Source organism: Devosia ginsengisoli (genome assembly GCF_007859655.1).
Taxonomy (GTDB): Bacteria; Pseudomonadota; Alphaproteobacteria; order Rhizobiales; family Devosiaceae; genus Devosia; species Devosia ginsengisoli.
Genome location: NZ_CP042304.1, coordinates 1,196,902 through 1,220,095, shown reverse-complemented (window position 1 = coordinate 1,220,095; position 23,194 = coordinate 1,196,902). Strand labels below are relative to the sequence as shown.

Sequence of the window (23,194 nt, the reverse complement as noted above, 5' to 3'; positions counted from 1 at the left end):
CCGCTATCGCGGGGGTGGCATCGGGCGTATTGAGGACATGTCGCCGCGAAAGGAAAAGCCATGCAGATCGGCTCCATCATCGCCGTCTTCTTCGTCATGTGGTGGTTGACCTTCGTCACCGTCGTGTCGATCGGCAATCGCAGCCAGATCGAGGTTGGCAAGGTGACATCCGGCACCGAGCCTGCTGCGCCCATTACGCCGCATCTGCTGCGACGGGTGCTGATTGCCACGGCCATTGCCATGGCGTTGACAGCGCTGCTGTTGTGGGGCCTCACCAACGAGACCCTGCATCACTACTGGAACCGCTGAGCAGTTTCAGCGCTTGCGCTTCGGCTTGCCCACGGCATGGGCGTAGGCCATTTCCAGCGCCGCCTGCAGATCATCGAGGCTTGCTGCCGCCAGCTTAGCCATGGTCCAGCCCTGGCGGCCCCAGCCGTTGTCGATTGGTGTAAAGACCTCCGGCGCCAGCTGGCATTTGAATTCCTGCTCGTCCGGGGTGAACTTGAAGTTGGCGGTCCGGCCGGCGGCATCGAGCGTCACGAAGATGCGATCCGCCCTGAACGCCGCGCGGTCAAAATGCGGGGCTTCGCTCGCTCCGGGCAGGGCCAAAGCCATGCGTCTCAGATCGGCTCCATCGGCCATCAAAACCTCCCGCAATCCCCCGGTCGAACTTACCTTCGGCGCCCGAAACAAAAAAGCGGGGCACAAGGCCCCGCTGAATTGAGTTTGTTCGACAATACGCTGGTCTTAGGCGCGCTACGAAAGCGGCTGCCAACGCTCCTCCCTTGACGTTGTCGACGTCCGGCGGTTTGGGCCGCCTTTGTTTTATTGCGAGGGACCCTAACAACAAGAATTCTCCCTGTCACGTAGATTCTGCATGGCTTCCATGCTTGCATCGGATGGACGAGTAGGATTTGAGTGGGCATCAACAAAAGCCTCGAGGTCGATTGACGTTTTCCCGGAGTTTACATGCGCCTGTCCCGCTATTTTCTGCCCGTGCTGCGCGACGTGCCCAAGGAAGCCGAGATCGTTTCGCATCGGCTGATGCTGCGCGCCGGCATGATCCGCCAGCAAGCTTCCGGCCTCTATTCGTGGCTGCCGCTTGGCTACAAGGTGCTGATGAAGGTGCAGAAGATCATCGAGGAGGAGCAGAACCGCTCCGGCGCGATCCAGCTTCTCATGCCCACCATCCAGTCGGCCGACCTGTGGCGCGAAAGCGGGCGCTACGATGCCTATGGCAAGGAAATGCTGCGCATCGAGGACCGGCACGAGCGCGAATTCCTCTATGGCCCCACCAATGAGGAGATGATAACCGACATCTTCCGGGCCTATGTGAAGTCCTACAAGGACCTGCCGCTGAACCTCTACCACATCCAGTGGAAGTTCCGTGATGAGGTGCGGCCGCGCTTTGGCACCATGCGGTCCAGGGAATTCCTGATGAAGGATGCCTATTCCTTCGATCTGACCAAGGAAGCGGCTGTCGAGGCTTATGAGCGCATGTTCGTGGCCTATCTGCGCACCTATGCCCGTATGGGCCTGACCGCCATCCCCATGCGCGCCGATACTGGCCCCATCGGTGGCGATCTCAGCCATGAATGGATCGTGCTGGCCGATACCGGCGAAAGCGCGGTGTTCTGTGATCGGCGCCTGCTCGACAAGTCCATTCCGGGTTCCGATACCGATTTCCGCGGCGATCTCAACCCGATCTTCCAGGATTGGACGTCGCTCTATGCGGCGACCGAGGAAATGGTCGACATGGCCGAATATGAAGCGGCCGTGCCTGAGGAATTCCGGGTTTCGGCGCGCGGCATCGAAGTCGGCCATATTTTCTACTTCGGCACCAAGTATTCCGAACCCATGAAGGCGACCGTGACCGGTCCCGACGGCAAGGAAATCACGGTGCATATGGGGTCTTATGGTATCGGGCCGACCCGCCTGGTGCCGGCGCTGATCGAGGCGTTCCACGACGATGCCGGCATTGTCTGGCCGGTCAGCGTGGCGCCGTTCGAGGCGGTGCTGATCAATCTAAAGGCGGGCGATGCGGCCTGCGACGCGGCTTGCAACAGGCTCTATGACGAACTGAACGCCGCCGGTATCGACATGCTCTATGACGATCGCGACCAGGGCGCCGGCGCCAAGTTCACCACGGCGGACCTGATCGGCATTCCCTATCAGATCATCCTGGGACCGCGCGGCCTGGCCGCGGGTGAAGCCGAGATCAAGCATCGCAAGACCGGCGAGCGCGAGACGCTGCCGATCGCCGATGCCGTGGCGCGACTCAAGGGCCTCATCGAACCGCAGCGAAAGACCGACATTTGACCGATACGGCGCCGCCTCTGCTGAACAAGGGCACACGCGCCTTTTCGCGCTTCGAGTGGATGATCGCGGGGCGCTATCTGCGCGCGCGCCGCAAGGAGGCGTTCATTTCGGTGATCGCCAGCCTGACCATGGTCGGCGTCGCCATCGGCGTGGCGACGCTGATTGTCGTCATGTCGGTCATGAACGGGTTCCGCGCGGAGCTGCTGACCAAGATCCTGGGCCTCAACGGCCATTTCACCGCCTATCCCATCGAGCGCGAATTCACCGACTACAAGGAAACGGTGGCGGCGCTCGAACAGATCGACGGCGTGAGCTTTGCCGTCTATTTCGTCGAGGGCCAGGTGCTGGCCTCGGGGCAGGGCAGTTCCACCGGCGTCACCGTGCGCGGCATGGACGAGGAAAACCTCAAGAAGCTCAAGCTGCTCTACAATGCCGCCGAACAGGGCGGTTGGGACGCATGGGACGAGAGCAAGGGCGTGGCCATCGGCTATCGCCTGGCGCAGACGCTCGGCGTGTCGCTGGGCGATCAGGTGCAGATCATCAATCCCAATGGCGCGATGACGCCCTTCGGCTCGACGCCGCAGATCAAGTCCTATCCGGTCAATGTCATCTTCGACCTGGGCATGGTCGAGTTCGACAGCTTCTTTATGTATATGCCGCTCGAGCCGGCGCAGGATTATTTCAAGCTGACCGAGGAGGTGTTGAAGCCGGGCGCGGAACTGCCCCAGGCCGGCCCCCTTGATCCACCGCTGACCAATGAGCAGCTCGAGCAATATTACGATAGAGTTGGCCAGGCGACGGCTGCGGAAATCTTCATCGACGATCCTGACAATATCGCGGTGATGCGCCAGCGCCTGCAGGCCGATCCATCGGCGCGGCCGCTGATCCTCACCGACTGGCAGCAGCGCAACGAAACCTTCTTCTCGGCGCTGCAGGTGGAGCGGGTGGTGATGTTCACCATCCTGTCGATGATCATTCTGGTGGCCGCCTTCAACATCATTTCCAGCCTGATCATGCTGGTGAAGGACAAGAGTTCGGACATTGCCGTGCTGCGCACCATGGGCGCCACGCGCGGCTCCATCATGCGGATATTCTCGATTACCGGCACGACGATCGGCGTTATCGGTACGCTGAGCGGCGTGGTGCTGGGGCTGATCGTGGCGGCCAATGCCGAGCCGTTGCGGGCCTTCGTGTCGAACACGCTGGGTGTGGCCATTTTCCCGCCCGAAGTGTTCTTCCTGTCCTCGCTGCCATCCAAGACCGATCCGGTGGAAGTGACGGTGGTGGTGTTGCTGGCGCTGGGCCTAAGTTTCCTCGCGACGCTTTATCCGGCCTGGCGCGCAGCCCAGTATGACCCGGTCGAGGCCCTGCGTTATGAGTAAGCCGCATCTGGTTCTGACCGACGTTCATCGGCATTACGGACAGGGCGAGAGCATCGTCCACGTGCTGGAAGCGGCCAACCTGACCGTCAACAGCGGCGAGCTGGTGGCGCTGGTGGCGCCATCAGGCGCCGGAAAATCCACACTGCTGCACCTGTCAGGCCTGCTCGAAAGCCCGCAATCCGGTGAAGTCGCCATCATGGGCATTCCGACCAGCAAGCTGGGGGACCGTGGCCGTACGCAATTGCGGCGCTCTACGGTGGGCTATGTCTATCAGTTCCACCACCTGCTGCCGGAGTTCACGGCGCTCGAAAATATCACCATGCCGCAGCTTATCGCGGGCAAGTCCCAGGGGGATGCCGACCGGCGCTCGATGGAGCTGCTGGACCTGCTGGGGGTGGCGCCGCGCGCCAGTCACCGACCGGCGGAACTGTCGGGTGGCGAACAGCAGCGCATCGCCATTGCCCGGGCCGCGGCCAACCATCCCAAGGTGATCCTGGCCGACGAGCCGACCGGCAATCTCGATCCGGAAACCAGCGACGTGGTGTTCGCCGCTTTGGCCAACCTGATCAAGAATGAAGGCGCCGCTGCGCTTATCGCCACGCACAACCACGACCTGGCGCGGCGGGCGGATCGGATCGTGACGCTCAAGGGCGGTTTGGTGGTCGATCACACTTTGTGATCGAACCTACAGGGCGCATTGCGTGTTCCTCTTACGAGGAGGACTGCAATGACCCTGCTGATGATCATCGGAACCATGGCCATCGTGGCTGTGCTGACCCTGAAGGACCGCCAAAGCCAGCGCTAGAGCGCTGCGGCGATGTCCCTGGCCAGGGCCGCAAGATCGGCGTCGTCAGCCTTGCCGCCGCCATGGGCGCCGAGGGCTACGCCCTCATAGACCGGAATGACGTGGAAATGCAGGTGGAACACGGTCTGGCCTGCCGGTGCTTCATTGAACTGGGCGAGGCGGATGCCATCGGCGCCGGTGGCGTGCTTGACCGCATTGGCCACTTTCTGCACCAGCGGAATTACCGTCGCGAGGGCCGCCGGATCGGCGTCGAGCAGATTGCGTGACGGGGCCTTGGGCACGATCAGTGTGTGGCCGCGCGACTGGGGGAAAATATCCATCATCACCAGCGCGGTTTCGTCTTCATAGACCCGGTGGGCCGGGATTTCGCCGCGCAGGATCTTGCCGAAGATATTGGACGGATCGTAGCTCATGGGTCACTCCGCCGGCTGGGAAAGGTCCGGCTGCTCCTTCTGGAAGAAACGGAAACGGAAATAGTTGAGCACGGCCAGCCCGGTCAGGGTGACCGGCACGTAGCGGAAGCCGCGGCGGATAAAGAACAGCGCGATATTGACCGCCGTCGCCGCGCTCATAGCGCCCTTGCCCATGGCAGAGGTGAAGGATGACGGCACGATATGCCGGTAGATCAGGGCATCGGAACGGTAATAGTCGCGGGCGCGCAGGGCATAGGCGCGCTTGGAGGCGGAATAGGCCTTGAGTTCGTCCATGCCCATGTCGCCATGGAATTCGACCTCTGAGCCCAGCGCCCAGACTTCGGGCGGGGCCAGGCGGGTCTTGCCAATCTCGGTGAACAGCTCTGTAAGCTCGCGGAAGGTGACATTGTTGGCGTTCCAGCAATCGTCGGTCTTGGCGCCATGGGAGAGCACGAGAACGTCGGCCCGTTCCAGCTTTTCGCGCATGGCGGTGTAGTTGCCTTGGGTGAAATCCACGCCGGACTTGGCGGTTTCGACTATGCCACCCAGCCGGGTCAGCTTGTCCACCATGGCCGAGCCGAACGCGCCGCCGGCGCCGGTCACGAGGAAGCGGCGGCCCTTGATCTGGCAGGTGGTGCCGAAGATCAGGTCGAACACATTGGCGAAGGACGAGAAGAAGTTGTGCGGATAGACGTGATGCATGGCGTGGTAGTTGTTATCCACCCAGAGCAGGCCCTGCTGGCCGCCGACGCGGTCCATCGACATGTGGTTATAGTCCAGCCCTTCCTCGCGGAGCGTCATGCCCAGCATGATCGTGCGCAGGACGGCTACGGCGGCGATCACCGGCCAGGGGAAGACCAGAAGGAAAAGCAGGGTTCCGGCCAGTGAGGTCAGATATTCGGGCAGGATATGGAACCAGATATTGGCCCGGGCATAGGCCGGGTTGATCTGCATATCGAGACCGAGAAACTTGTGATGCACCCAATGCCAGGACGAAAAGGTCCGCAAGAGCGGAATTTTCGAGCTTTCCCACTTGTGCAACGTCCAGTGGAGCGCGTCGAACAGGGCCGTCGAGACGATAAAGACAAGGGCGGCCTGCAGCAGGAATACAAAAATGTCCCAGATCATGACTTCCTACATAAAGTGGATAGGCGCGGTAGGGAAGTAGCCCCGAACTGAAGTTCGATCAGTCCTTGTGATCTGTTCGTTCGCCCTTGCGGAAGGGGGTGAACTGCTCGAGCAGTTCCTGGTTTCGCTCGACCAAGGCGCGCTCGTGATCGAGGTAGTCAGCCACGGCGTCGCGCAGGCCGGGATGGGCGATCCAGTGGGTCGACCAGGTGGTTGCCGGCGCATAGCCCCGCGCCAGCTTGTGTTCGCCCTGCGCACCGGCTTCCACCACGTCCAGCTTGTGGGCGATGGCGTAGTCGATGGCCTGGTAGTAGCAGAGCTCGAAATGCAGAAACGGCACTTCGCGAGTGCAGCCCCAGTTGCGGCCGAAAATGCGGTCCTTGCCGACGAAGTTGATGGCGCCGGCAATGGCTTCAGGTCCGTCATAGGCCAGCATTAGCACGATGCGGTCGGCCATCGTTGCGTTCAGCCGTGAGAAGAAGTCGCGGTTGAGATAGGGCCGGCCCCATTTGCGGGCGCCGGTATCCTCATAGAAGGCGTAGAACGCATCCCAGTGCTCTTCGCGCAGGTCGCTGCCGGAAAGCCATTTGATCGTCAGGCCATCGGCCAGCGCATCGCGCCGCTCGCGACGGATGGTCTTGCGCTTGCGAGAGGAGAGCGTTTCGAGGAAGTCGTCGAAGCTGGCAAAGCCCTGGTTGTGCCAGTGGAACTGCGTGTCGGCGCGCTTGAGCCAGCCATCGGCTTCGATTTCCTCGGCCTCGGCTTCCGGGACAAAGGTGGCGTGGACCGACGAGGCGTTGCGCTGGATAGCCAATTGCTGGGCCGTCGAAAGCAGCGCGGCGCGGATCGTCGGGTCGCTAGAGGGCACCAGCAGCTTGGGTGCGGTGGCTGGGGTGAAGGGCACCGAGCATTGCAGCTTGGGGTAATAGTGGCCGCCGGCGCGCTCCAGCGCATCGGCCCAGCCGTGGTCGAAGACATATTCGCCCATGGAGTGCGACTTGAGGAAGAGCGGCATCAGGCCCAGCGGACGGTCGCTGTCGTCGCTCAGCAGGATATGTTGAGGCTGCCAGCCAGTGCGGCCCGTGGCGCAGCCGGATTCTTCCAGCGCCAGGAAAAAGGCGTGGTCGAGGAACGGGTTATCGCTGCGCCCATCGGTCGATGGCACAAGGCTGTTCCACACGGCGGCGGGAATGCTCGCCGTGCTGGGATGGATAGTGGCGCGGAGTGTGGGCTGGTCTGCCAAGGGAAATCCCGGCGGGAGTCAATGGTCGGCTAAAGATAGGACCTTTCGCCGGCCATTGTAAGCTTGGTGCCGCGTCGGATCACGCGGATTTGGGTGCAAAGCCCTCGAAGACGATCTGATCGGCGCCGGGCAGGGCAGCGTCGGCCTCGACCTGGCTCCGGACGGTCCAGGCCGTTACCGGCTTGCCCAGAGCGCGCCAGAAGACGATGGCCGGCAATTGCAGCGCATCCTGGGAGCAGGAGATGAAGTCGAACTGGGTTTCGTGCCAATGCAGCAGGTGGCGGAGCGTATAGCGCTGCTCTTCGGTCAGGTGGCTGTCCCAGCCGTCGGGCTTGTAGTCATAGGTGATGATGCCGCGCGGGCCGGTAAAGCCGAACTGGCGGATGGCCGTCAGCAGGTGCGGATCGAAGGATTCCACGGTCACCGGGCCCTCATAGGCCTTGAGTGCCTCGGCCACGGCACGGGCCAGCAATTGGGTGCCGGTGGTGTCGCGCTGGTGCTTGAGCTCGATCTGCAGCAGGGCACGGCCGGCAATCTGAGCCAGGAAATCGGTGAATTTCTGCGGGCAATCGCCGGCGGCGCTGTCGAGCAGCTTGGCGCTGGTGATGTCGGCGGCGGCGCAATCGGCCACGGCGCCGTCCTTGCCCAGCAGGCGCTTCATGTCATCGTCGTGGAAGATGACCGGCACGCCGTCGCTGGTGAGTTGCACGTCGCATTCGATGGCGAAGCCGGCGAGAATCGCGGCCTCGAAGGCGCTGGCGCTGTTTTCGATGACGCCGCTGGCGCGGTCATGCAGGCCCCGATGGGCAACGGGATTGGGAAACAGAGGTTCGGTCATGCGGCCATCCTCACGGGTTGTGGTGCTTCAATGGCACCGGAATGTGACGCTGGTGTATTGGTCAGACTTCGACGACGGCTTCGATTTCCACCGCCGCGCCCAAGGGCAGGGCGGCGACGCCGAAGGCCGCGCGGGCATGCTTGCCCTTGTCGCCCAATACGCCCACCAGCAGGTTGGAGGCGCCATTGGCCACCAGATGCTGCTCGGTGAAATCAGGGGTCGAGGCAACCAGGACGGTGATCTTGAGGATGCGCTTGACGTCTTCCAGCGGGATGCCGGCGGAATGGACGATCTGCGACAGCACGTTGAGGGCGGACAGTTCGGCGGCATTGCCGCCCTGCACCACATTCATTGTGTCGCCGAGCAGGCCGGTGACGACGCCCTGGTCGTTGGAGGAAATCTGGCCCGAGACATAGAGGATATTGCCGGTCCGGGTCACCGGAACGTAGCTGGCGACCGGGGCCTTGGGGGCGGGCAGTTCGTAGCCGTATTCGCGGAGCTTTTCGATCGGACTGGTCATCGTGTCTTGCCTTCGTTCTGGTCGTCGTCTGGTTCTGCCGGCAGAGGGGCCGGCTTTTGTCGGTACAGCTTGCCGCGCACCACGGAATCGCGGCCGAAGCGGGTGCGGACGCGGTCCATGGCCCGTTCGGCAGCCGCCTTGCGGGCGATGGCCGGCTCCAGCAAATCGGCCGGATCGCTGCCGTCGGCGGTATCGATACCCGAAACGCCGATTCCAATCAGCCGGAAAGCGGTGCCATCGACCTCGCGTTCCAGCAGGGATCGGCCGGTTTCGTAAATCACATTGGTCAATTGCGTGGGGATCATCAAATGCCGGGCGCGTGTGCGCAAGCGGAAACCTGCCGATTTGAGTTTCAGCGTCACCGTGTCGCCGACCACGCCCTTGGCCTTGAGGCGTTCGGACAGGCGCTCTGTGACATTGAGCAATTCGGTAGAAAGCGCTTCCAGATCACTGATATCGCTGTTGAATGTTGTCTCAGACGAGATGGTTTTCATCTCGCCGTCCGAGGAAATGCGGCGGCTGTCCTCGCCGCGGGACAGGCGGGCAAGACGAGCGCCGGTTTCGCCATAGCGGCGCATCAGGTTTTCCGGGGGTTCGTCCTGCAACTGGCCGATGGTGACCAGACCATCCTTGCGCAGGGTTTCGGCGAAGACCTTGCCGACGCCGTAGATGAGGCTGATCGGCCTGGGCGCCAGGAAAGACAGGGTTTCCGCCTTGCCGATGACGGCGAAGCCGCGGGGCTTGTCGAGGTCGGAGGCGACCTTGGCGAGGAACTTGTTGTGGCTGAGGCCAACCGAGATGGTGACGCCGAGATCGGTCTCGATGGCGCGAGCGAAGCGGGCCAGGACGAGGGCCGGCGCGGCCTTATGGAGGGCCTGGGTGCCGGAGAGATCGAGGAAGGCCTCGTCGATGGAAAGCGGTTCGACCAGTGGGGTCAGGGCGTCCATATACTGCCGAATCTGGCGGCTGACGCCGACATATTTGGCCATGTTGGGCTTGATGATGACTGCGTCGGGGCAGAGTTTTTTGGCTTGGAACATGGGCATGGCCGAGCGGACACCGGACTGGCGGGCGATGTAGCAGCAGGTGGACACCACGCCGCGCGTGCCGCCGCCGATGATCAGCGGCTTGTCGCGCAGGCTGGGGTCGTCGCGCTTTTCGACCGAGGCATAGAAGGCGTCGCAATCGACATGGGCGGTGGAGAGGCTGAACAGTTCCTCATGGCTGCGCAGGCGTGGCGAACCGCAGCCCGGGCAGCGCGCGGGCACGGTGGCGCCGGACCCATGGGCCAGGCAGTCGCGGCAGAGCCAATCGAGGGTCACGCATCACCCTGATGGGTTGAGCCGATGCCAGACCCGCATGAACTGTTCGGGCGACATGCCGGAATTTGCGCAGAGGGCGAGCAGAATCGGTTCGTTTGAGGCAAAATAGTCGACGAGGCCGCGCTGAAGGGCGGAAGAGCCGACGGAACGGCGCAGCGCATCGGGATCGAACCCGGCAAACTGCATGAAAGCCAGCAGTTCCTCGGGGTTTTCCGCCAGGTAGCCGAGACAGGAATCGGCCAGTGCGGCAACGGAGGTTTCGACTGTCTCGGAACGCGGCACTGCCGGCCTCATTTGGTGTTTTGTAAGAGATTGCATGGTAGCGCAACAGGGCGGCAAAGCGAAGCGCCGCCAGCGCCTTAGCGGCGCGAGGAAGGTCCGATGCCAAAGACTGTGATGATCGTTGAGGACAATGAGCTCAACATGAAGCTCTTCAACGATCTGCTGGAATCGCGCGGCTATGCCGTCATCCAGACCCGTAACGGGATGGAGGCGCTCGATCTCGCGCGCGCCCATCATCCCGACCTGATCCTCATGGATATCCAGCTGCCCGAGGTTTCCGGGCTGGTGGTGACCAAGTGGCTCAAGGACGATGATGACCTGGCCCATATCCCCGTCATCGCCGTCACGGCCTTTGCCATGAAGGGCGACGAGGAACGGATTTTGCAAGGCGGGTGCGAGGGTTACATTAGCAAACCCATCTCGGTGCCTCACTTTCTGGAAACTATTGCCCGCTACATTGGTCCGGCCTGATCACGCAGAGCCAGCCTTTCTGCCTGCCTGATCGGCCCGCTCGATGCCGCCGGGGAATTCCTGGCGGCCGGCGCAGGTTTTGGGGCTGTACCAGTGACTGCACGCGTTCTGATCGTCGATGATATTCCCACCAATGTCCGCCTGCTCGAAGCACGGCTGACAGCCGAGTATTACGAGGTCGTCAGCGCTGCATCTGGCCCGCAAGCCATTGATATTGCTAACAATTCTGACGTCGACATCGTCCTGCTCGACGTCATGATGCCCGACATGGACGGCTTCGAGGTCTGCCAGCGGCTCAAGGCTAATCCGAAGACCCAGCATATTCCCGTTCTGATGATCACGGCGCTCGACCAGCCCTCCGACCGGGTCAAGGGGCTGGAAGTGGGCGCCGACGACTTCCTGACCAAGCCGGTCGACGACATGCAGCTCATGGCGCGTGTCAAGAGCCTGGTGCGGCTCAAGTCGCTGACCGACGAATTGCGGGCCCGCGCCATGACCGGGCAGCAGATCGCCATCGAAGACGCGATGCGCGCGATGGATAAGATCAATACGACGGGCGGCTCCATTCTCATCATCGACACCGACCAGCGACACGCTGAGCGTATCCAAGGTTATCTCACGCTTGAGCATGACGTGGATATCTTGAATCAACCGGCCGATGCGGTGTTCCAAGTCACTGGCGCACAATATGAATTGGCGCTGGTGGCGATGGCGCTTGATGATTTCGACCCGCTGCGGGTGTGTTCGCAGATCCGTACGCTGGAGCATACGCGCAACCTGCCGATCATCCTGCTGTCGGAAGATGCCGATAAACCGAAAGTGGTGCGGGCGCTGGATCTTGGGGTCAACGACTTCATCTCGCGGCCGGTGGAGCGCAACGAACTGGCGGCGCGGGTACGCACGCAGATCCGTCGCCATCGCTATGCGCTGGAGCTGCGGCAAAGCGTCAATAATACCATGGCGCTGGCGGTGACCGACGACATGACCGGGCTCTATAACCGGCGCTATTTCGACCGGCATCTGGGCGTGATGTTGAGCAAGGCGCAAAGCCAGGATCGCGACATGGCGCTGATGATCCTGGATATCGACCACTTCAAGGCGGTCAACGACACCTATGGCCACGATATCGGCGACGCGGTGCTCAAGGAGTTCGCGACGCGGTTGAAGCGGAACATCAGAGGCGTTGATCTTGCTTGCCGATTTGGCGGCGAGGAATTCGTCGTGCTGATGCCGGACACTGACTATGGCCAGGCCGAACTGGTGGCCGAGCGGGTGCGGCAGTCGATTGCCGAGCGGAGCTTCGAGGTCAATGCCGGGCGACCGCTATCGGTGACCGTGTCGGCAGGGGTGACGCTCAACGAGAGTGATGCCGATACGCCGGAAACGCTGATCAAGCGGGCTGATGTGGCGCTATATCGTGCCAAGCGCGAGGGACGAAACCGAGTGGTATTCGACGCTGCTTGACTGATCCAATCGGCCCAAATTGGGGCGTTAGGGTTATCTGTTATAATTAACAGAGTTTTACCGGCCGGGTTTGGCCAGTAGTTCTTGAGTTTTGGCCGGCAATGGATAGGTTGCCCTCAACACAGCGAATTGACCCATTTTGGGACAGTCGCTGAGGGTTCCCTACGGCTTCTCTCAGGTCCGCCGCAACTCCTGAGTCCCGTAGGGCGGTTGGTCCGGATGCGGACAGAGTGGCCTCTTCGACATGCCGCTCCGGACCAGCCACTCTTACTTTCCGCATCGCACTTCTGATCCGACGCCATTCACACATGGTGCGAATTCGTTAACGTACTGTTAGCATCGAGATCGAGCCCGCGTGAAACGGACAGCAAAAAGCCCCGCATTTTCAATGCGGGGCTTTCGCGCTTTTCAGCAGATAGCAGAGACCAGATTACTTGATCTTGGCTTCCTTGAATTCGACATGCTTGCGCACAACCGGATCGTACTTGTTGTACGAGAGCTTCTCGGTCTGGGTGCGAGCGTTCTTCTTGGTGACGTAGTAGTAGCCAGTATCAGCCGTCGACACGAGCTTGATCTTGACGGAAGCGGCTTTGGCCATTGGGGTGTCCTCGACAAACAATAAGGCGCCGCGAAATGGCGGCGCTTTGAATTTGGGCGCAAACTACGGATTTCAGTCCGAATGTCAAGCGCCGGAGTGTGGGGTGAAGGCGAGTCTTTGCGGGGATACCCCCTCCTAACCTCCCCCTGATAGGGGGAGGAATCCGCTTTGTGGGTGGGGCAACCCCGGTGATCCCCTCAGTCGATCTGGCCGGTGCCGAAGCCGTACATGTGGTTGGCCCATTGCAGGCCCACTATAGCCCCCTTGACCGAGGGAAGGATAAGCAATGGCAGCACGATGCCCAGGGGGACCATGGTGTAGAGATAGGTCAGCGGGTTGACGTGATAGACCATGTCCATATGCAGCATGATGCCGACCAGCAGGTGGCCGACGATCATGATGGCGATATAGGGCGGGAAGTCATCGGCGCGGTGCAGGTTGAGCTGCTCGCCGCAGACCTCGCACTGGTCGGCGACCTTGAGATAGGCGCGGAACAGACGGCCCTTGCCGCAATGGGGACATTTGCACAGCGTGCCCCGCCACATGGCCTGACCGACACTGCGCTCTGGCAGACTCTTCGAACCCATTCCCATTACCTCTTTTTCCGGCCCCGGGGGCCGTAAGACCTAGATGGGCGCTTCTGGCCGCGCCGACCAGATGACGGATTGCCGCGCGTGCCTTCGGACAGCAGTTCGAAGCGCAGGGCGCCGGCGACGGGAGCGGCTTCGAGCAGGCGGACGGTGACGCGGTCGCCCAAAGCGAATTTCTCGCCGGTGCGATCGCCGACCATGGCCTGCTGGTCTTCGGTGTAGCGATAGTAGTCCTCGCCCAGGGTGGAGGCGGGGATGAAGCCATCGGCGCCGGTTTCGAGGAGGCGGACAAAAAGGCCGGAGCGGGTGACGCCGGAAATGCGGCCTTCGAAGCGGGCGCCGATCTGGGCGGCGAGGAATTGCGCCAGCAGGCGATCGGCGGTTTCGCGCTCGGCCAGCATGGCGCGGCGCTCGGTGGCCGAAATGTGCTGGGCGATGCCTGATAGCCGCAGGGCTTCGTTTTCGCTGAGACCATCATCGCCCAGGCCGAGGGCCGCGATCAGCGCGCGATGGACGATGAGATCGGCATAGCGGCGGATGGGCGAGGTGAAGTGGGCATAGCGGTCGAGGTTGAGGCCGAAATGGCCGTAATTCTCGGCGGCATATTCGGCCTGCGCCTGGCTGCGCAGCACCATTTCGCTGACCTGTTCGACATTGCCGGCCTTGCGGGCCTGGCTGAGAATGCCGTTGAAATCGCTGGCGCGGACGCTGTCGGATTTCTTGACCGAGATGTCGAGCGAACCGAGGAAGTCGCGCAGGGCCTGAAGTTTTTCGCTGCTCGGCTCGTCGTGGACGCGATAGAGCAGAGCGGACTTTTTCTGCTCGAGCGTTTCGGCGGCGGCGACATTGGCCGCGATCATCATTTCCTCGATGAGGCGATGGGCGTCGAGGCGTTCGGGGATGCGAATGTCTTTCACCATCCCTTTGTCGTCGAGCACGATCTTGCGCTCGGGCAGGTCGAGATCGAGCGGGCCGCGCTTGTCGCGCGCCGAGGCCATGGCGTCATAGGCGGCCCAGAGGGGGCGCAGGATGGGGTCCAGCAAGGGGCCGGTCTGGTCGTCGGCATTGCCGTCGATGGCGGCTTGGGCCTGCTGGTAGCTGAGCTTGGCGGCCGAACGCATGAGAATGCGATGGAAACTGTGGCTGCGCTTTTTGCCATCTGCGCCCATGACCATGCGCACGGCGAGGGCGGCGCGGGGCTCGCCCTGCTTGAGCGAGCACAGTTCGTTGGAAATGCGCTCGGGCAACATGGGCACGACGCGGTCGGGGAAATAGACCGAATTGCCGCGCAGATAGGCCTCGCGATCGAGCGCGGTGCCGGGGCGGATATAGGCGGCGACATCGGCAATGGCCACGGTGACGACGTGGCCGCCGGGATTGGCCGGATCCGCATCGGGTGCAGCGTGGACGGCGTCGTCATGGTCCTTGGCGTCGGGCGGGTCGATGGTGACCAGGGGCAGGTCGCGCCAGTCTTCGCGGCCCTTGAGGGTGGCCTCTTTGGCTTCCTCGGCCTCGCGGATGACCGAGGCGGGGAAATGGTAGGGGATTTCCAGATTGTGGATGGCGATGAGGCTGACGGCGCCTTCGGACATGGGATTGCCGATGACCGAGGTGACCTTGGCGCGTGGGATCATCAGGCGGCCGGAGAGCTTCACTTCCACTTCGACGAGATCGCCGTCTTTGGCGTCGAGCAGGTCGCCGAGGGGGATGCGCATTTCCTTCTGCTTGCGATCGACCGGGATGAGGCGAGCGCCATCATCGTCCATGCGGACAATGCCGATCTGGCCGCGACGCGGCTTGTCGAGGATTTTCATCGCCTTGGCGGTGTAGACGGGGACATCGCCCTCGCCGGCATCGATGCGGGCCAGGATGCGGTCGCCGGGGGCGGGGACGACGCGGGCGTCGCGGCCGCCGAGCACGGTCACGCGGGGTTTTTCGCCTTCCTCGTCGTTCCACTGGGCCGGGAAGGCGTGGAGATCGTCGGGGTCGGCATCGGCGGGGATGTCGAGCACGGTGACATGGGGCAGGGCGGCGGTGCGGCGCAGGGCTTTTCGCGTGCGCGTGATGATGCCTTCGCCCTCCAGTTCGGCCAGCATGGCCTTGAAGGGACGGCGCATGTCGCCGCGGATGCCGAAGACCTTGGCGAGATCGCGCTTGCCCTTGATGTCGGATTGCTGGGCGAGGGCTTCGAGGAGCTGTTCGCGGGTCGGCAGCTCGGTCGCGCGCGGGGAGGTTGCGCGGCGCGGGCCGGAGGTGCTGCGGGGCTTGCTGGTGGTTTTTGGGCTTTTCATGTTGGGCGATATGTAGGGGATGGCGGGCGGTTCGGCAAATGGGCGGATCATTCGCGGGTTGGCGAGGCGCGCTCCATTGTCAGGGCGGACGGACTATGCTCTTTCGAGGGATGAATGGAGTGTTTGAATGCGCCTAGTTGTCATGGCTATCTTCGGAATACTTCTGCTGACCGGCGCTGTCGTGGCCGCGCCTGCGCGCCCGCCTTCCCGTACAATGCTGCTGGATCACCCAATTCAGGGCACACAGATCATGTATATTAGTCCCTCGGGCGCGGCCTATCTCTGGCATAGCGCTTTTCCTGAGGTGCTGGAGGGGCGCGCCTACTACGGAATGGTCGAACGCCATATCTGCCTTCGGTTTGGCGCCGACCGTTACAATCCAGTTACTGGCCTTCCTGCCGGCAGATCAGAATGCGTGCCGGAGCGGGACCTCCACTTCATTATGAGGCAATGGGTGGACGGCGATCCATTCGGCCTTTCCACGCGGCGTACACCTCCTTTCGCTCTCAGCTCCGGCAATACCACAATCGAAATATTGGGTTCCCGCGCGGGCATCCGATTCACAACACCTGTCTATGACATGGACGACTTTGTAATTCGGCCGGGCGGGCAGGCTTTCGACGCGAAAGGCATCTGCGATAGCTATGCCGCTGCAGGTATCAAACAAACGTATTCTTTCTGTCCGCAATAGCTTCCACACAAGGCATGTGAGCTAAACTCGTCGCGCCCACCAATGATCCTGTATGGCAGTTTTTCATGACCATTCCATTTTTCGACGGCCATAATGACACGCTGCTGCGCCTGCTGGATGCTGAGGGGGTGGACAAGGAGCGGGCTTTTATCGAGGGGAGCAAAACGGGGCATATCGACCTGAAGCGGGCCAGGACGGCCGGGATGGCGGGCGGGTTTTTTGCCATGTTTCCGCCGCCGTTGAAGACGGGGCAGGCGGCGGCGGGCTCGCCTGCGCTCAGCCCCGATCTGCCGCCGGAGCTGGCGTGGAGCGATGCGATGGCGTCGACCAGCGGGATGGCGTCGGTGCTATTCAGGCTGGAGCGGGCGGGGGCGCTGGCGGTGTGCCGCAATGCCGGGGAACTGCGCGCGGCGATGGCGCGGGAGACGCTGGCGGCGATTTTCCATATCGAGGGGGCGGAGACCATCGATACCGAGTTCCGGTCGCTGGAGCTGCTTTATGCGGCCGGGTTGCGGTCGATCGGCATTACCTGGAGCCGGGCCAATGCCTTTGGGACCGGGGTGCCGTTCCGCCACAATGTGGACCCCGATATCGGGCCGGGGTTGAGCGATGTCGGCAAGGAACTGGTGCGGGTGTGCAATGGCATGGGGGTGATGATCGACCTCAGCCATCTCAATGCCGCGGGATTCCGTGACGTGGCCGCGATCAGCAGCCATCCGCTGGTGGCGACGCATTCCAATGTGCATGCCATTTCCCCGCATGCGCGCAACCTCACCGACTGGCAACTGGCGGCGATTGCCGAGAGCAAGGGGATTGTCGGGCTGAATTTCGCCACGGGGTTTTTGCGGCCGGATGGGAAGTTCGTGGCCGATACCGGGTTGGACGTGATGGTGCGCCATGTCGACGCGCTGGTGGAGGCGCTGGGCGAGGATGGGGTGGCGCTGGGGTCGGACTTCGACGGGGCGATGATGCCGGCTGTCATTGGCGATGTGACGGGGGTGCCCAAGCTGCTGCAGGCGCTGCTGGACAAGGGCTATGGCGAGGAACTGGTGCGCAAGATCGCGCTGGGCAACTGGCTGAGCATGATCGAGCGGACGATCGGCTAGGCCTTTTGGCGCGGTTTGGCGTCAAGCCCGGCCAAGGGATTAGCCTTTCGCGTTGGCTGCGACAAACAAGCCGTTGAAAAATATAAATTAATGACCATGTTGAGGGTGAGCGCAAAAGCGCTCGTCCCGTTCATCATCGAAATGCAGCTTCCGCCCCATGGGTGCGAAGCCAGGAGGTTATCATGCCCGCCCTTCGGCTCTGTCTGTCATGTGCTGGACCCCGGCCGCGCGCCGCCGTTCGTTGCCCATGGTGTATGGCAAGCTATACCGCGCCGCGCCGCACGCCCGAGCATCTGTTCGCCAGCATTGAAGGTGAATGGAAATCGGGTGGACGACTGCCGCCCGGAGGGTGCGACCAAAGGCCCATCGCTTTGTCGGGCGATATGGCCATGATGCCGATCGCGGGGTCTGCCGGAAACGACGGCTCCGCCGGGGCTTGAGCGCTGAAAGCCAGGCGCTCGCCCCACCTTTCCTGACCCGACTGCCCCGGCCCTTGGCCGGGGCTTTTTTCTGGGGATGTATGCGCCCCGCGCCTTAGAGGGGTACTCCAGACTTGGGCCTGTGCGCGTGGCTCACCCCCACCCTTGATCCCTCCCCACAAGGGGGAGGGAGACGATGAACACAGGCGCTGGAACTAGCGCCTCCCTCCCCTTGATGGGGAGGGATTGAGGGTGGGGTGACGAGGACTCGCAAAAGAAGGCGATAGAGCTGCAGAGCGTTAGAAGGGTACGTCTTCGGCTTTGACGGTCTTTTTCGGGGCGGCTTTTTTGGCCGGGGCCTTTTTGGCGGCGGGCTTTTTGGCGGCCGCTTTCTTGGCTGGGGCCTTTTTCACCTTCTTGCCGGTAGCTTCGGCGCGGGCGGCGATCCATTGGACGGCCTGATCGAGGGTCACATCCTCGGGCTTTACGTCCTTGGGGATGGTGGCGTTGATCTTGCCCTGGTTGACATAGGGGCCGTAGCGGCCGGCGCGGACGGTGATGGGGCCGGCATCGTGCTCGAAGGTCTGGATGGCGGCGACGGCAGCACCGCCGCGCTTGAAGCCGCCGGCGGCCTTTTGCGCGATGAGATCGACGGCGCGATTGAGGCCGACGGTGAAGACTTCTTCGACATCGGGCAGGTTGGCATATTTGCCGTCATGCAGGACGAAGGGGCCGTAGCGGCCGAGACCGGCCGAGATGGGCAGGCCGGTTTCCGGGTGGAGGCCCACTTCGCGCGGGAGAGAGAGGAGCTTGAGGGCGCCTTCCAGCGTTAAGGCAGAGGAGTCCCAGCCCTTGGGGAGCGAGGAGCGCTTGGGCTCCTGGCCTTCGCCGAGCTGGACATAGGGACCGAAGCGGCCGGATTTGAGGAAGACCTGTTCGCCCGATTCCGGATCGGTCCCCAGAATGCCGTCACCGGCGGCGGCTTCACTGGACTGGCCGGAGGCCGCGTCCGAAAGCTGCATTGTGTGCTTGCATTCAGGGTAGTTGGAGCAGCCGATGAAGGCGCCGAACTTGCCGAGTTTCAGCGAGAGCTGGCCGGTGCCGCAGGTGGGGCAGCGGCGGGGATCGGAACCGTCTTCCCTGGGCGGGAAGATGCGGCTGGCCAACGCTTCGTTGAGGGCGTCGAGCACCTCGGAAACGCGCAGATCCTTGATCTCGTCGGTGGCGCCGGTGAAATCCTTCCAGAAATCGCGCAGCACCTGCTTGTAGTCGAGCTTGCCGTCGGAGATTTCGTCGAGTTGCTCTTCCAGACCCGCCGTGAAGCCGTATTCGACATAGCGGGTGAAGAAATTTTCGAGGAAGGCGGTGACGATGCGGCCGCGGTCTTCGGGATGCAGCGCCTTGCCCTCAAGGCGGACATAGTCGCGGTCCTTGAGGGTGGTGAGGGTTGCGGCATACGTAGACGGCCGGCCGATGCCCAGCTCCTCCATTTTCTTGATGAGGCTGGCTTCGGTATAGCGGCTGGGCGGCTGGGTGAAATGCTGCTCGATATCGACCTGCTGCAGGCTCGGCTTGTCGCCCACGGACAGCGGGGGCAGTTCGCGGTCATCCTCGTCGTCGGTTTCTTCGTCGGACTTCACCTCGACGCCATAGAGCTTGAGGAAGCCAGGGAAGGTGACGACGGAGCCGACGGCGCGCAGTTCGACCGCGCGGCCGGGGACGTTGACCGCGATGTCGACCGTGGTGCGGTCGATCTCGGCGGATTTCATCTGACTGGCGAGCGTGCGGCGCCAGATCAGGCCATAGAGCTTGGCCTGGTCGGCATCGAGATTGAGGTTTTCCGGGCGCTTGAACATATCCGTCGGACGGATGGCTTCGTGCGCTTCCTGGGCGTTCTTGGCCTTGGTCTGGTAGATGCGCGGCTTTTCGGGGAGATATTCCTCGCCGAAATATTTGCCGATGACCGAACGGGCCATGGCTATGCCTTCGGGCGCCATCTGCACGGCGTCGGTACGCATATAGGTGATGAGGCCGTCTTCGTAGAGGCGCTGGGCGATCTGCATGGTGCGCGACGGGGACAGGCCGAGGCGCGAGGAGGCGTCCTGCTGCAGCGAAGAGGTAGTGAAGGGCGCGTAGGGATTGCGCTTGGTCGGCTTCTTTTCGACGCTGGAGACGTTGAACTGGCCGGAGAGGATGAGCTTTTTCAGCTCGGCGGCATTTTCGCCGGTCTTGATGTCGAGCTTGTCGGTCTTCTTGCCATCGACCGAGAAGAGGCGGGCGAGGAAGCTCTTACCCGATTGGGCTAACTTGGCCTCGACGGACCAATATTCATCCGCCTTGAACTTTTCGATCTCGGCTTCGCGGTCGGAAACGAGGCGCAGGGCGACGGACTGCACGCGGCCGGCCGAGCGGGACCCGGGCAGCTTGCGCCAGAGGATGGGCGATAGAGTGAAGCCGACGAGATAATCGAGGGCGCGGCGGGCCAGATAGGCATCGACCAGCGGCATGTCGATTTCGCGCGGCTTGGCCATGGCGGCCGTCACTGCATCCTTGGTGATGGCATTGAAGACGACGCGCTGGACCGGCGTGTCCTTCTTCAATGCCTTCTTCTGGCGGAGGACGTCGAGCACATGCCAGGAAATGGCTTCGCCTTCGCGATCCGGGTCGGTGGCGAGGATCAGGCCATCGGCGCCCTTGAGCGCGCCGGCAATATCGGCAAGGCGCTTGCGCGAGGCGGTATCGACCTCCCAGGACATGGCGAAGTCTTCGTCGGGACGCACCGAGCCATCCTTGGCCGGCAGGTCGCGGACATGGCCAAAGGAGGCCAGGACTTCATAGCCTGAACCGAGATATTTGTTGATTGTCTTGGCTTTAGCCGGACTTTCAACGACGACGACCTTCATGGATTACCCGTTCCGCAACGCTTTATAAGAAGTGGCGCAACATGGTGAAGCCGCGATGCGGTGTCAATGCGGGCAAACGAGGCGGCGATACGCTCTCTCTTAGAGAGAGGATTTTTGCGGCCGATTCTGATAGGGCACGGCAATGACCCATTCGAGCCTTGCCTTGATTCCAGATTTCGACCTTTCGGCGCATAATACGCTGGCGCTGGGCGCGTATTCGCGCCTGGGCGTGTCCATCACCGAGCTCGGCATGGTGGCCGATGTGCTGGCGGCTTCTGCCGCGCAGGGGCTGGCTTTGCGCATATTGGGTGGGGGCAGCAATGTGGTGCTGGCGCCGGAGTTTGACGGCATTACTGCTGTGATGGCGATCCGGGGCCGGCGCATCGTGGAGACCAATGCGCGTGGGGTGCTCGTCGAAGCCGCGGCGGGCGAGACCTGGCATGACCTGGTGGCCTGGACCGTCGGGCAGGGCCTGGGCGGGATCGAAAATCTCGCTCTCATCCCGGGCACGGTTGGCGCAGCGCCGGTGCAGAATATCGGGGCCTATGGGGTCGAAGTGGCCGATGTGCTCGAGTCGCTGGTCGCCTATGACCGCGTGACCGGAGCGGCGCGAACATTCCTCAGGGAGGAATGTGCGTTTGCCTATCGGGACAGCCTGTTCAAGCACGAACCCGATCGCTACGTGGTCCTGTCGCTGCGCCTGCTGCTGCCGACGCCATGGGTGCCCAACCAGAATTTTGCGGGTCTGGCAGATATTGCCGGAGATGTGACGCCGCACGCGTTGATGGACCGGGTGGTGGCGCTGCGGAATTCCAAGCTGCCGGACTGGCGGGTGACGCCCAATGCCGGTTCGTTTTTCCAGAACCCGATCGTTTCGGCGGCGGAAGCCGAGCCTGTTCTGGCGGAGTTTCCGGCGGCGCCTGCCTTTCCGCAGGCGGATGGGCGGTTGAAGCTGTCGGCCGGGTGGCTGATCGAAAAAAGCGGGCTCAAGGGATTCCGGCTGGGGCCGGTGGGCATGTCGGAGCGGCATGCGCTGGTGCTGGTGAATTATGGTGGGGCCGTGGCCGGGGATGTGCGGGCGCTAGCCGAGCATGTGAAGCAGACGGTGCGGGAGCGGTTTGGCGTGCAACTGCATGAGGAGCCGGTGTTCTGCTAGCGGGCAATAGGTGCACGACCTCGTGGTTCGACAGGCTCACCATGAGGTCTACTGAGATTTCATGAGGGCTACTGGGATTTCAAAGTAGACCTCATCCTGAGCTTGTCGAAGGACGAGGTCGTGCCGGGCCTAGCTGTATTTCAGCGCCACCAATTGACCGCTGGACCATTCGATCTGGCCGGCGAGGTCGAGTTCGAGCAGCAGCATCTGCATGGCGGAGGCCGGGAGGCCGGACTGGCGGATTAGTTCGTCGACGTCGATGGGCGTGGCGCTGAGGGATGAGAGCAGACGGGAGCGGTCGTCTTCGCTGGGCGGCGCTGTGTCAGGCAGGAGGTCCGGCTCCCAGTCGCGGTCGAAGAGGGCGTTGCGGGACGGGTCGGCGCTGCCCAGGGTTTCCACGATGTCTGCCGCGCCGGTGATGAGTTTGGCGCCCTGCTGGATAAGGGCATTGCCGCCTTCGGCGCGTGGGTCGAGCGGGAAGCCGGGGACGGCGAAGACGTCGCGGTTCTGTTCCAGCGCCAGGCGGGCGGTGATGAGCGAGCCGCTGCGTTTGGCGGCTTCCACCACGACGACGCCAAGGGCGAGACCGGAAACCAGCCGGTTACGCCTGGGGAAGTCGCGGGCGCGGGGTTCCCAGCCGAGCGGCATTTCGGTGAGGAGAGCCCCGCCGCTATCGAGAATGTCGTGGGCGAGGGGGATATTTTCGTCGGGATAGATCTTGTCGAAGCCGCCTGCGAGGACGGCGATGGTGCCTGTGGTCAGCGTGGCGCGGTGGGCGGCGGTGTCGATGCCACGGGCGAGGCCGGAGACCACGGTATAGCCGCGCTCGCCGAGGTCGCCGGCCAGGAGGCGGGTCATCTTGATGCCGGCGGCGGAGGCGTTGCGGGCGCCGACAATGGCGACGGTGCGGAGCCAGTCGAGGTTCTGGCCGCCGGCCATGGTGACGAGCGGCGGGGCGGCGGGAATATAGGCGAGGAGCGGCGGATAGTCGGGTTCGCCGCTGGCGACGAGGCGGGCGCCGTAGCGCGACAGGCCGGCGATTTCGTCTTCGGCTTCGGATCTGGTGGGGACGCGCAAGGGCTTGCCGGTGCGCTTGAGCAGGCCTGGCAGGGCTTCGAGGGCGGCATCGGCAGCGCCGAAGCGGTTGAGCAACTGGCGGAAGGTGGCGGGGCCGACATTGTCGGTGCGCAGGAGGCGCAGCCAATCGAGACGCTGCGCGTCGGTGAGCGTGGCGACCGGGCGCGGCGCCAAGC

At 62.8% G+C, this 23,194-nt stretch carries 22 protein-coding genes; 9 read left to right on the top strand and 13 right to left on the bottom strand.

The features are described 5' to 3' along the window. Positions 1-60: 60 nt before the first annotated feature. Positions 61-309, top strand: coding sequence for a DUF1467 family protein (locus tag FPZ08_RS05915; protein ID WP_146289125.1), 249 nt, complete (start codon positions 61-63; stop codon positions 307-309). A 6-nt stretch (positions 310-315) separates the two neighbouring features. On the opposite strand, the gene FPZ08_RS05910 is transcribed toward FPZ08_RS05915, so the two are convergent. Further along, complete coding sequence (locus tag FPZ08_RS05910; protein WP_146289124.1) at positions 316-642, bottom strand: MmcQ/YjbR family DNA-binding protein; 327 nt, start codon at positions 640-642, stop codon at positions 316-318. Positions 643-969: 327 nt separating this feature from the next. Between FPZ08_RS05910 and proS the strand changes: the two genes are divergently transcribed. The 3 genes from proS to FPZ08_RS05895 are packed head-to-tail and all read left to right on the top strand — an operon-like array spanning position 970 to position 4,380. Continuing rightward, positions 970-2,319 carry a proline--tRNA ligase gene (gene proS, locus FPZ08_RS05905; RefSeq protein WP_146289123.1) on the top strand — a complete coding sequence of 450 codons (1,350 nt, stop codon included), beginning with the start codon at positions 970-972 and terminating at the stop codon, positions 2,317-2,319. After that, positions 2,316-3,701: an ABC transporter permease gene (locus FPZ08_RS05900; RefSeq protein ID WP_425457571.1), complete on the top strand. Its 1,386-nt coding sequence runs from the start codon at positions 2,316-2,318 to the stop codon at positions 3,699-3,701. The genes proS and FPZ08_RS05900 overlap by 4 nt, the downstream gene beginning before the upstream one ends. Continuing rightward, on the top strand, positions 3,694-4,380 hold the full coding sequence (locus tag FPZ08_RS05895; RefSeq protein WP_146289122.1) for an ABC transporter ATP-binding protein: 687 nt from the start codon (positions 3,694-3,696) through the stop codon (positions 4,378-4,380). Before FPZ08_RS05900 ends, FPZ08_RS05895 begins: the two co-directional genes overlap by 8 nt. A gap of 122 nt (positions 4,381-4,502) precedes the next feature. Here the strand turns inward: FPZ08_RS05895 and FPZ08_RS05890 are convergent, their stop codons facing one another. The 7 genes from FPZ08_RS05890 to FPZ08_RS05860 all read right to left on the bottom strand — a co-directional run bounded on the left by FPZ08_RS05890 (position 4,503) and on the right by FPZ08_RS05860 (position 10,252). Beyond that, positions 4,503-4,919 carry an HIT family protein gene (locus tag FPZ08_RS05890; protein WP_146289121.1) on the bottom strand — a complete coding sequence of 139 codons (417 nt, stop codon included), beginning with the start codon at positions 4,917-4,919 and terminating at the stop codon, positions 4,503-4,505. 3 nt (positions 4,920-4,922) lie between these two features. Continuing rightward, positions 4,923-6,047 carry a hypothetical protein gene (locus FPZ08_RS05885; protein WP_146289120.1) on the bottom strand — a complete coding sequence of 375 codons (1,125 nt, stop codon included), beginning with the start codon at positions 6,045-6,047 and terminating at the stop codon, positions 4,923-4,925. Between the two features lie 58 nt (positions 6,048-6,105). Further along, positions 6,106-7,290 (bottom strand): GNAT family N-acetyltransferase, encoded by a 1,185-nt coding sequence (locus FPZ08_RS05880; protein WP_146289119.1) that lies wholly within the window; start codon positions 7,288-7,290, stop codon positions 6,106-6,108. A gap of 79 nt (positions 7,291-7,369) precedes the next feature. After that, complete coding sequence (locus FPZ08_RS05875) at positions 7,370-8,128, bottom strand: glycerophosphodiester phosphodiesterase family protein (protein WP_146289118.1); 759 nt, start codon at positions 8,126-8,128, stop codon at positions 7,370-7,372. Between the two features lie 61 nt (positions 8,129-8,189). Beyond that, on the bottom strand, positions 8,190-8,648 hold the full coding sequence (locus tag FPZ08_RS05870; RefSeq protein WP_146289117.1) for a RidA family protein: 459 nt from the start codon (positions 8,646-8,648) through the stop codon (positions 8,190-8,192). After that, positions 8,645-9,970, bottom strand: coding sequence for a DNA polymerase IV (locus FPZ08_RS05865; protein ID WP_146289116.1), 1,326 nt, complete (start codon positions 9,968-9,970; stop codon positions 8,645-8,647). The genes FPZ08_RS05870 and FPZ08_RS05865 overlap by 4 nt, the downstream gene beginning before the upstream one ends. Before the next feature lie 3 nt (positions 9,971-9,973). Then, positions 9,974-10,252, bottom strand: coding sequence for a DUF3572 family protein (locus FPZ08_RS05860; protein WP_186767223.1), 279 nt, complete (start codon positions 10,250-10,252; stop codon positions 9,974-9,976). 99 nt (positions 10,253-10,351) lie between these two features. On the opposite strand from FPZ08_RS05860, the gene FPZ08_RS05855 reads away from it, so the two are divergent. Both FPZ08_RS05855 and FPZ08_RS05850 read left to right on the top strand, forming a co-directional pair. After that, the gene (locus FPZ08_RS05855) at positions 10,352-10,723 is read left to right on the top strand and encodes a response regulator (protein ID WP_056233995.1); all 372 of its coding nucleotides are present in this window, start codon (positions 10,352-10,354) and stop codon (positions 10,721-10,723) included. A 93-nt stretch (positions 10,724-10,816) separates the two neighbouring features. Then, positions 10,817-12,187: a PleD family two-component system response regulator gene (locus FPZ08_RS05850; RefSeq protein WP_146289114.1), complete on the top strand. Its 1,371-nt coding sequence runs from the start codon at positions 10,817-10,819 to the stop codon at positions 12,185-12,187. A 430-nt stretch (positions 12,188-12,617) separates the two neighbouring features. On the opposite strand, the gene rpmG is transcribed toward FPZ08_RS05850, so the two are convergent. The 3 genes from rpmG to rnr all read right to left on the bottom strand — a co-directional run bounded on the left by rpmG (position 12,618) and on the right by rnr (position 15,666). Further along, the gene (gene rpmG / locus FPZ08_RS05845) at positions 12,618-12,785 is read right to left on the bottom strand and encodes a 50S ribosomal protein L33 (protein WP_056233989.1); all 168 of its coding nucleotides are present in this window, start codon (positions 12,783-12,785) and stop codon (positions 12,618-12,620) included. A 197-nt stretch (positions 12,786-12,982) separates the two neighbouring features. Then, positions 12,983-13,372: a DUF983 domain-containing protein gene (locus FPZ08_RS05840; protein ID WP_246132815.1), complete on the bottom strand. Its 390-nt coding sequence runs from the start codon at positions 13,370-13,372 to the stop codon at positions 12,983-12,985. Positions 13,373-13,377: 5 nt separating this feature from the next. Further along, positions 13,378-15,666, bottom strand: a complete 2,289-nt coding sequence (gene rnr, locus FPZ08_RS05835) for a ribonuclease R (protein ID WP_146289112.1) — start codon at positions 15,664-15,666, stop codon at positions 13,378-13,380. A gap of 127 nt (positions 15,667-15,793) precedes the next feature. Between rnr and FPZ08_RS05830 the strand changes: the two genes are divergently transcribed. Both FPZ08_RS05830 and FPZ08_RS05825 read left to right on the top strand, forming a co-directional pair. Next, positions 15,794-16,357 carry a hypothetical protein gene (locus FPZ08_RS05830; RefSeq protein ID WP_146289111.1) on the top strand — a complete coding sequence of 188 codons (564 nt, stop codon included), beginning with the start codon at positions 15,794-15,796 and terminating at the stop codon, positions 16,355-16,357. A 65-nt stretch (positions 16,358-16,422) separates the two neighbouring features. Beyond that, the gene (locus tag FPZ08_RS05825) at positions 16,423-17,463 is read left to right on the top strand and encodes a dipeptidase (RefSeq protein ID WP_146289110.1); all 1,041 of its coding nucleotides are present in this window, start codon (positions 16,423-16,425) and stop codon (positions 17,461-17,463) included. A gap of 718 nt (positions 17,464-18,181) precedes the next feature. Here FPZ08_RS05825 and topA read toward each other — a convergent pair. Continuing rightward, positions 18,182-20,785: a type I DNA topoisomerase gene (gene topA, locus FPZ08_RS05820; protein WP_146289109.1), complete on the bottom strand. Its 2,604-nt coding sequence runs from the start codon at positions 20,783-20,785 to the stop codon at positions 18,182-18,184. Positions 20,786-20,948: 163 nt separating this feature from the next. On the opposite strand from topA, the gene murB reads away from it, so the two are divergent. Continuing rightward, positions 20,949-21,941 (top strand): UDP-N-acetylmuramate dehydrogenase, encoded by a 993-nt coding sequence (murB, locus tag FPZ08_RS05815; protein WP_210246862.1) that lies wholly within the window; start codon positions 20,949-20,951, stop codon positions 21,939-21,941. A gap of 129 nt (positions 21,942-22,070) precedes the next feature. Here murB and dprA read toward each other — a convergent pair whose 3' ends face one another. Beyond that, on the bottom strand, positions 22,071-23,192 hold the full coding sequence (dprA, locus tag FPZ08_RS05810; protein ID WP_186767339.1) for a DNA-processing protein DprA: 1,122 nt from the start codon (positions 23,190-23,192) through the stop codon (positions 22,071-22,073). Positions 23,193-23,194: the final 2 nt, after the last annotated feature.

Coding starts and splice junctions, on each gene's coding strand:
- FPZ08_RS05885 (WP_146289120.1), bottom strand. CDS start 6,047: ATGATCTGGGACATTTTTGTATTCCTGCTGCAGGCCGCCCTTGTCTTT.
- rpmG (WP_056233989.1), bottom strand. CDS start 12,785: ATGGCCAAAGCCGCTTCCGTCAAGATCAAGCTCGTGTCGACGGCTGAT.
- FPZ08_RS05875 (WP_146289118.1), bottom strand. CDS start 8,128: ATGACCGAACCTCTGTTTCCCAATCCCGTTGCCCATCGGGGCCTGCAT.
- FPZ08_RS05830 (WP_146289111.1), top strand. CDS start 15,794: ATGCGCCTAGTTGTCATGGCTATCTTCGGAATACTTCTGCTGACCGGC.
- FPZ08_RS05890 (WP_146289121.1), bottom strand. CDS start 4,919: ATGAGCTACGATCCGTCCAATATCTTCGGCAAGATCCTGCGCGGCGAA.
- FPZ08_RS05855 (WP_056233995.1), top strand. CDS start 10,352: ATGCCAAAGACTGTGATGATCGTTGAGGACAATGAGCTCAACATGAAG.
- FPZ08_RS05840 (WP_246132815.1), bottom strand. CDS start 13,372: ATGGGTTCGAAGAGTCTGCCAGAGCGCAGTGTCGGTCAGGCCATGTGG.
- FPZ08_RS05910 (WP_146289124.1), bottom strand. CDS start 642: ATGGCCGATGGAGCCGATCTGAGACGCATGGCTTTGGCCCTGCCCGGA.
- topA (WP_146289109.1), bottom strand. CDS start 20,785: ATGAAGGTCGTCGTCGTTGAAAGTCCGGCTAAAGCCAAGACAATCAAC.
- FPZ08_RS05915 (WP_146289125.1), top strand. CDS start 61: ATGCAGATCGGCTCCATCATCGCCGTCTTCTTCGTCATGTGGTGGTTG.
- rnr (WP_146289112.1), bottom strand. CDS start 15,666: ATGAAAAGCCCAAAAACCACCAGCAAGCCCCGCAGCACCTCCGGCCCG.
- FPZ08_RS05825 (WP_146289110.1), top strand. CDS start 16,423: ATGACCATTCCATTTTTCGACGGCCATAATGACACGCTGCTGCGCCTG.
- proS (WP_146289123.1), top strand. CDS start 970: ATGCGCCTGTCCCGCTATTTTCTGCCCGTGCTGCGCGACGTGCCCAAG.
- FPZ08_RS05895 (WP_146289122.1), top strand. CDS start 3,694: ATGAGTAAGCCGCATCTGGTTCTGACCGACGTTCATCGGCATTACGGA.
- FPZ08_RS05870 (WP_146289117.1), bottom strand. CDS start 8,648: ATGACCAGTCCGATCGAAAAGCTCCGCGAATACGGCTACGAACTGCCC.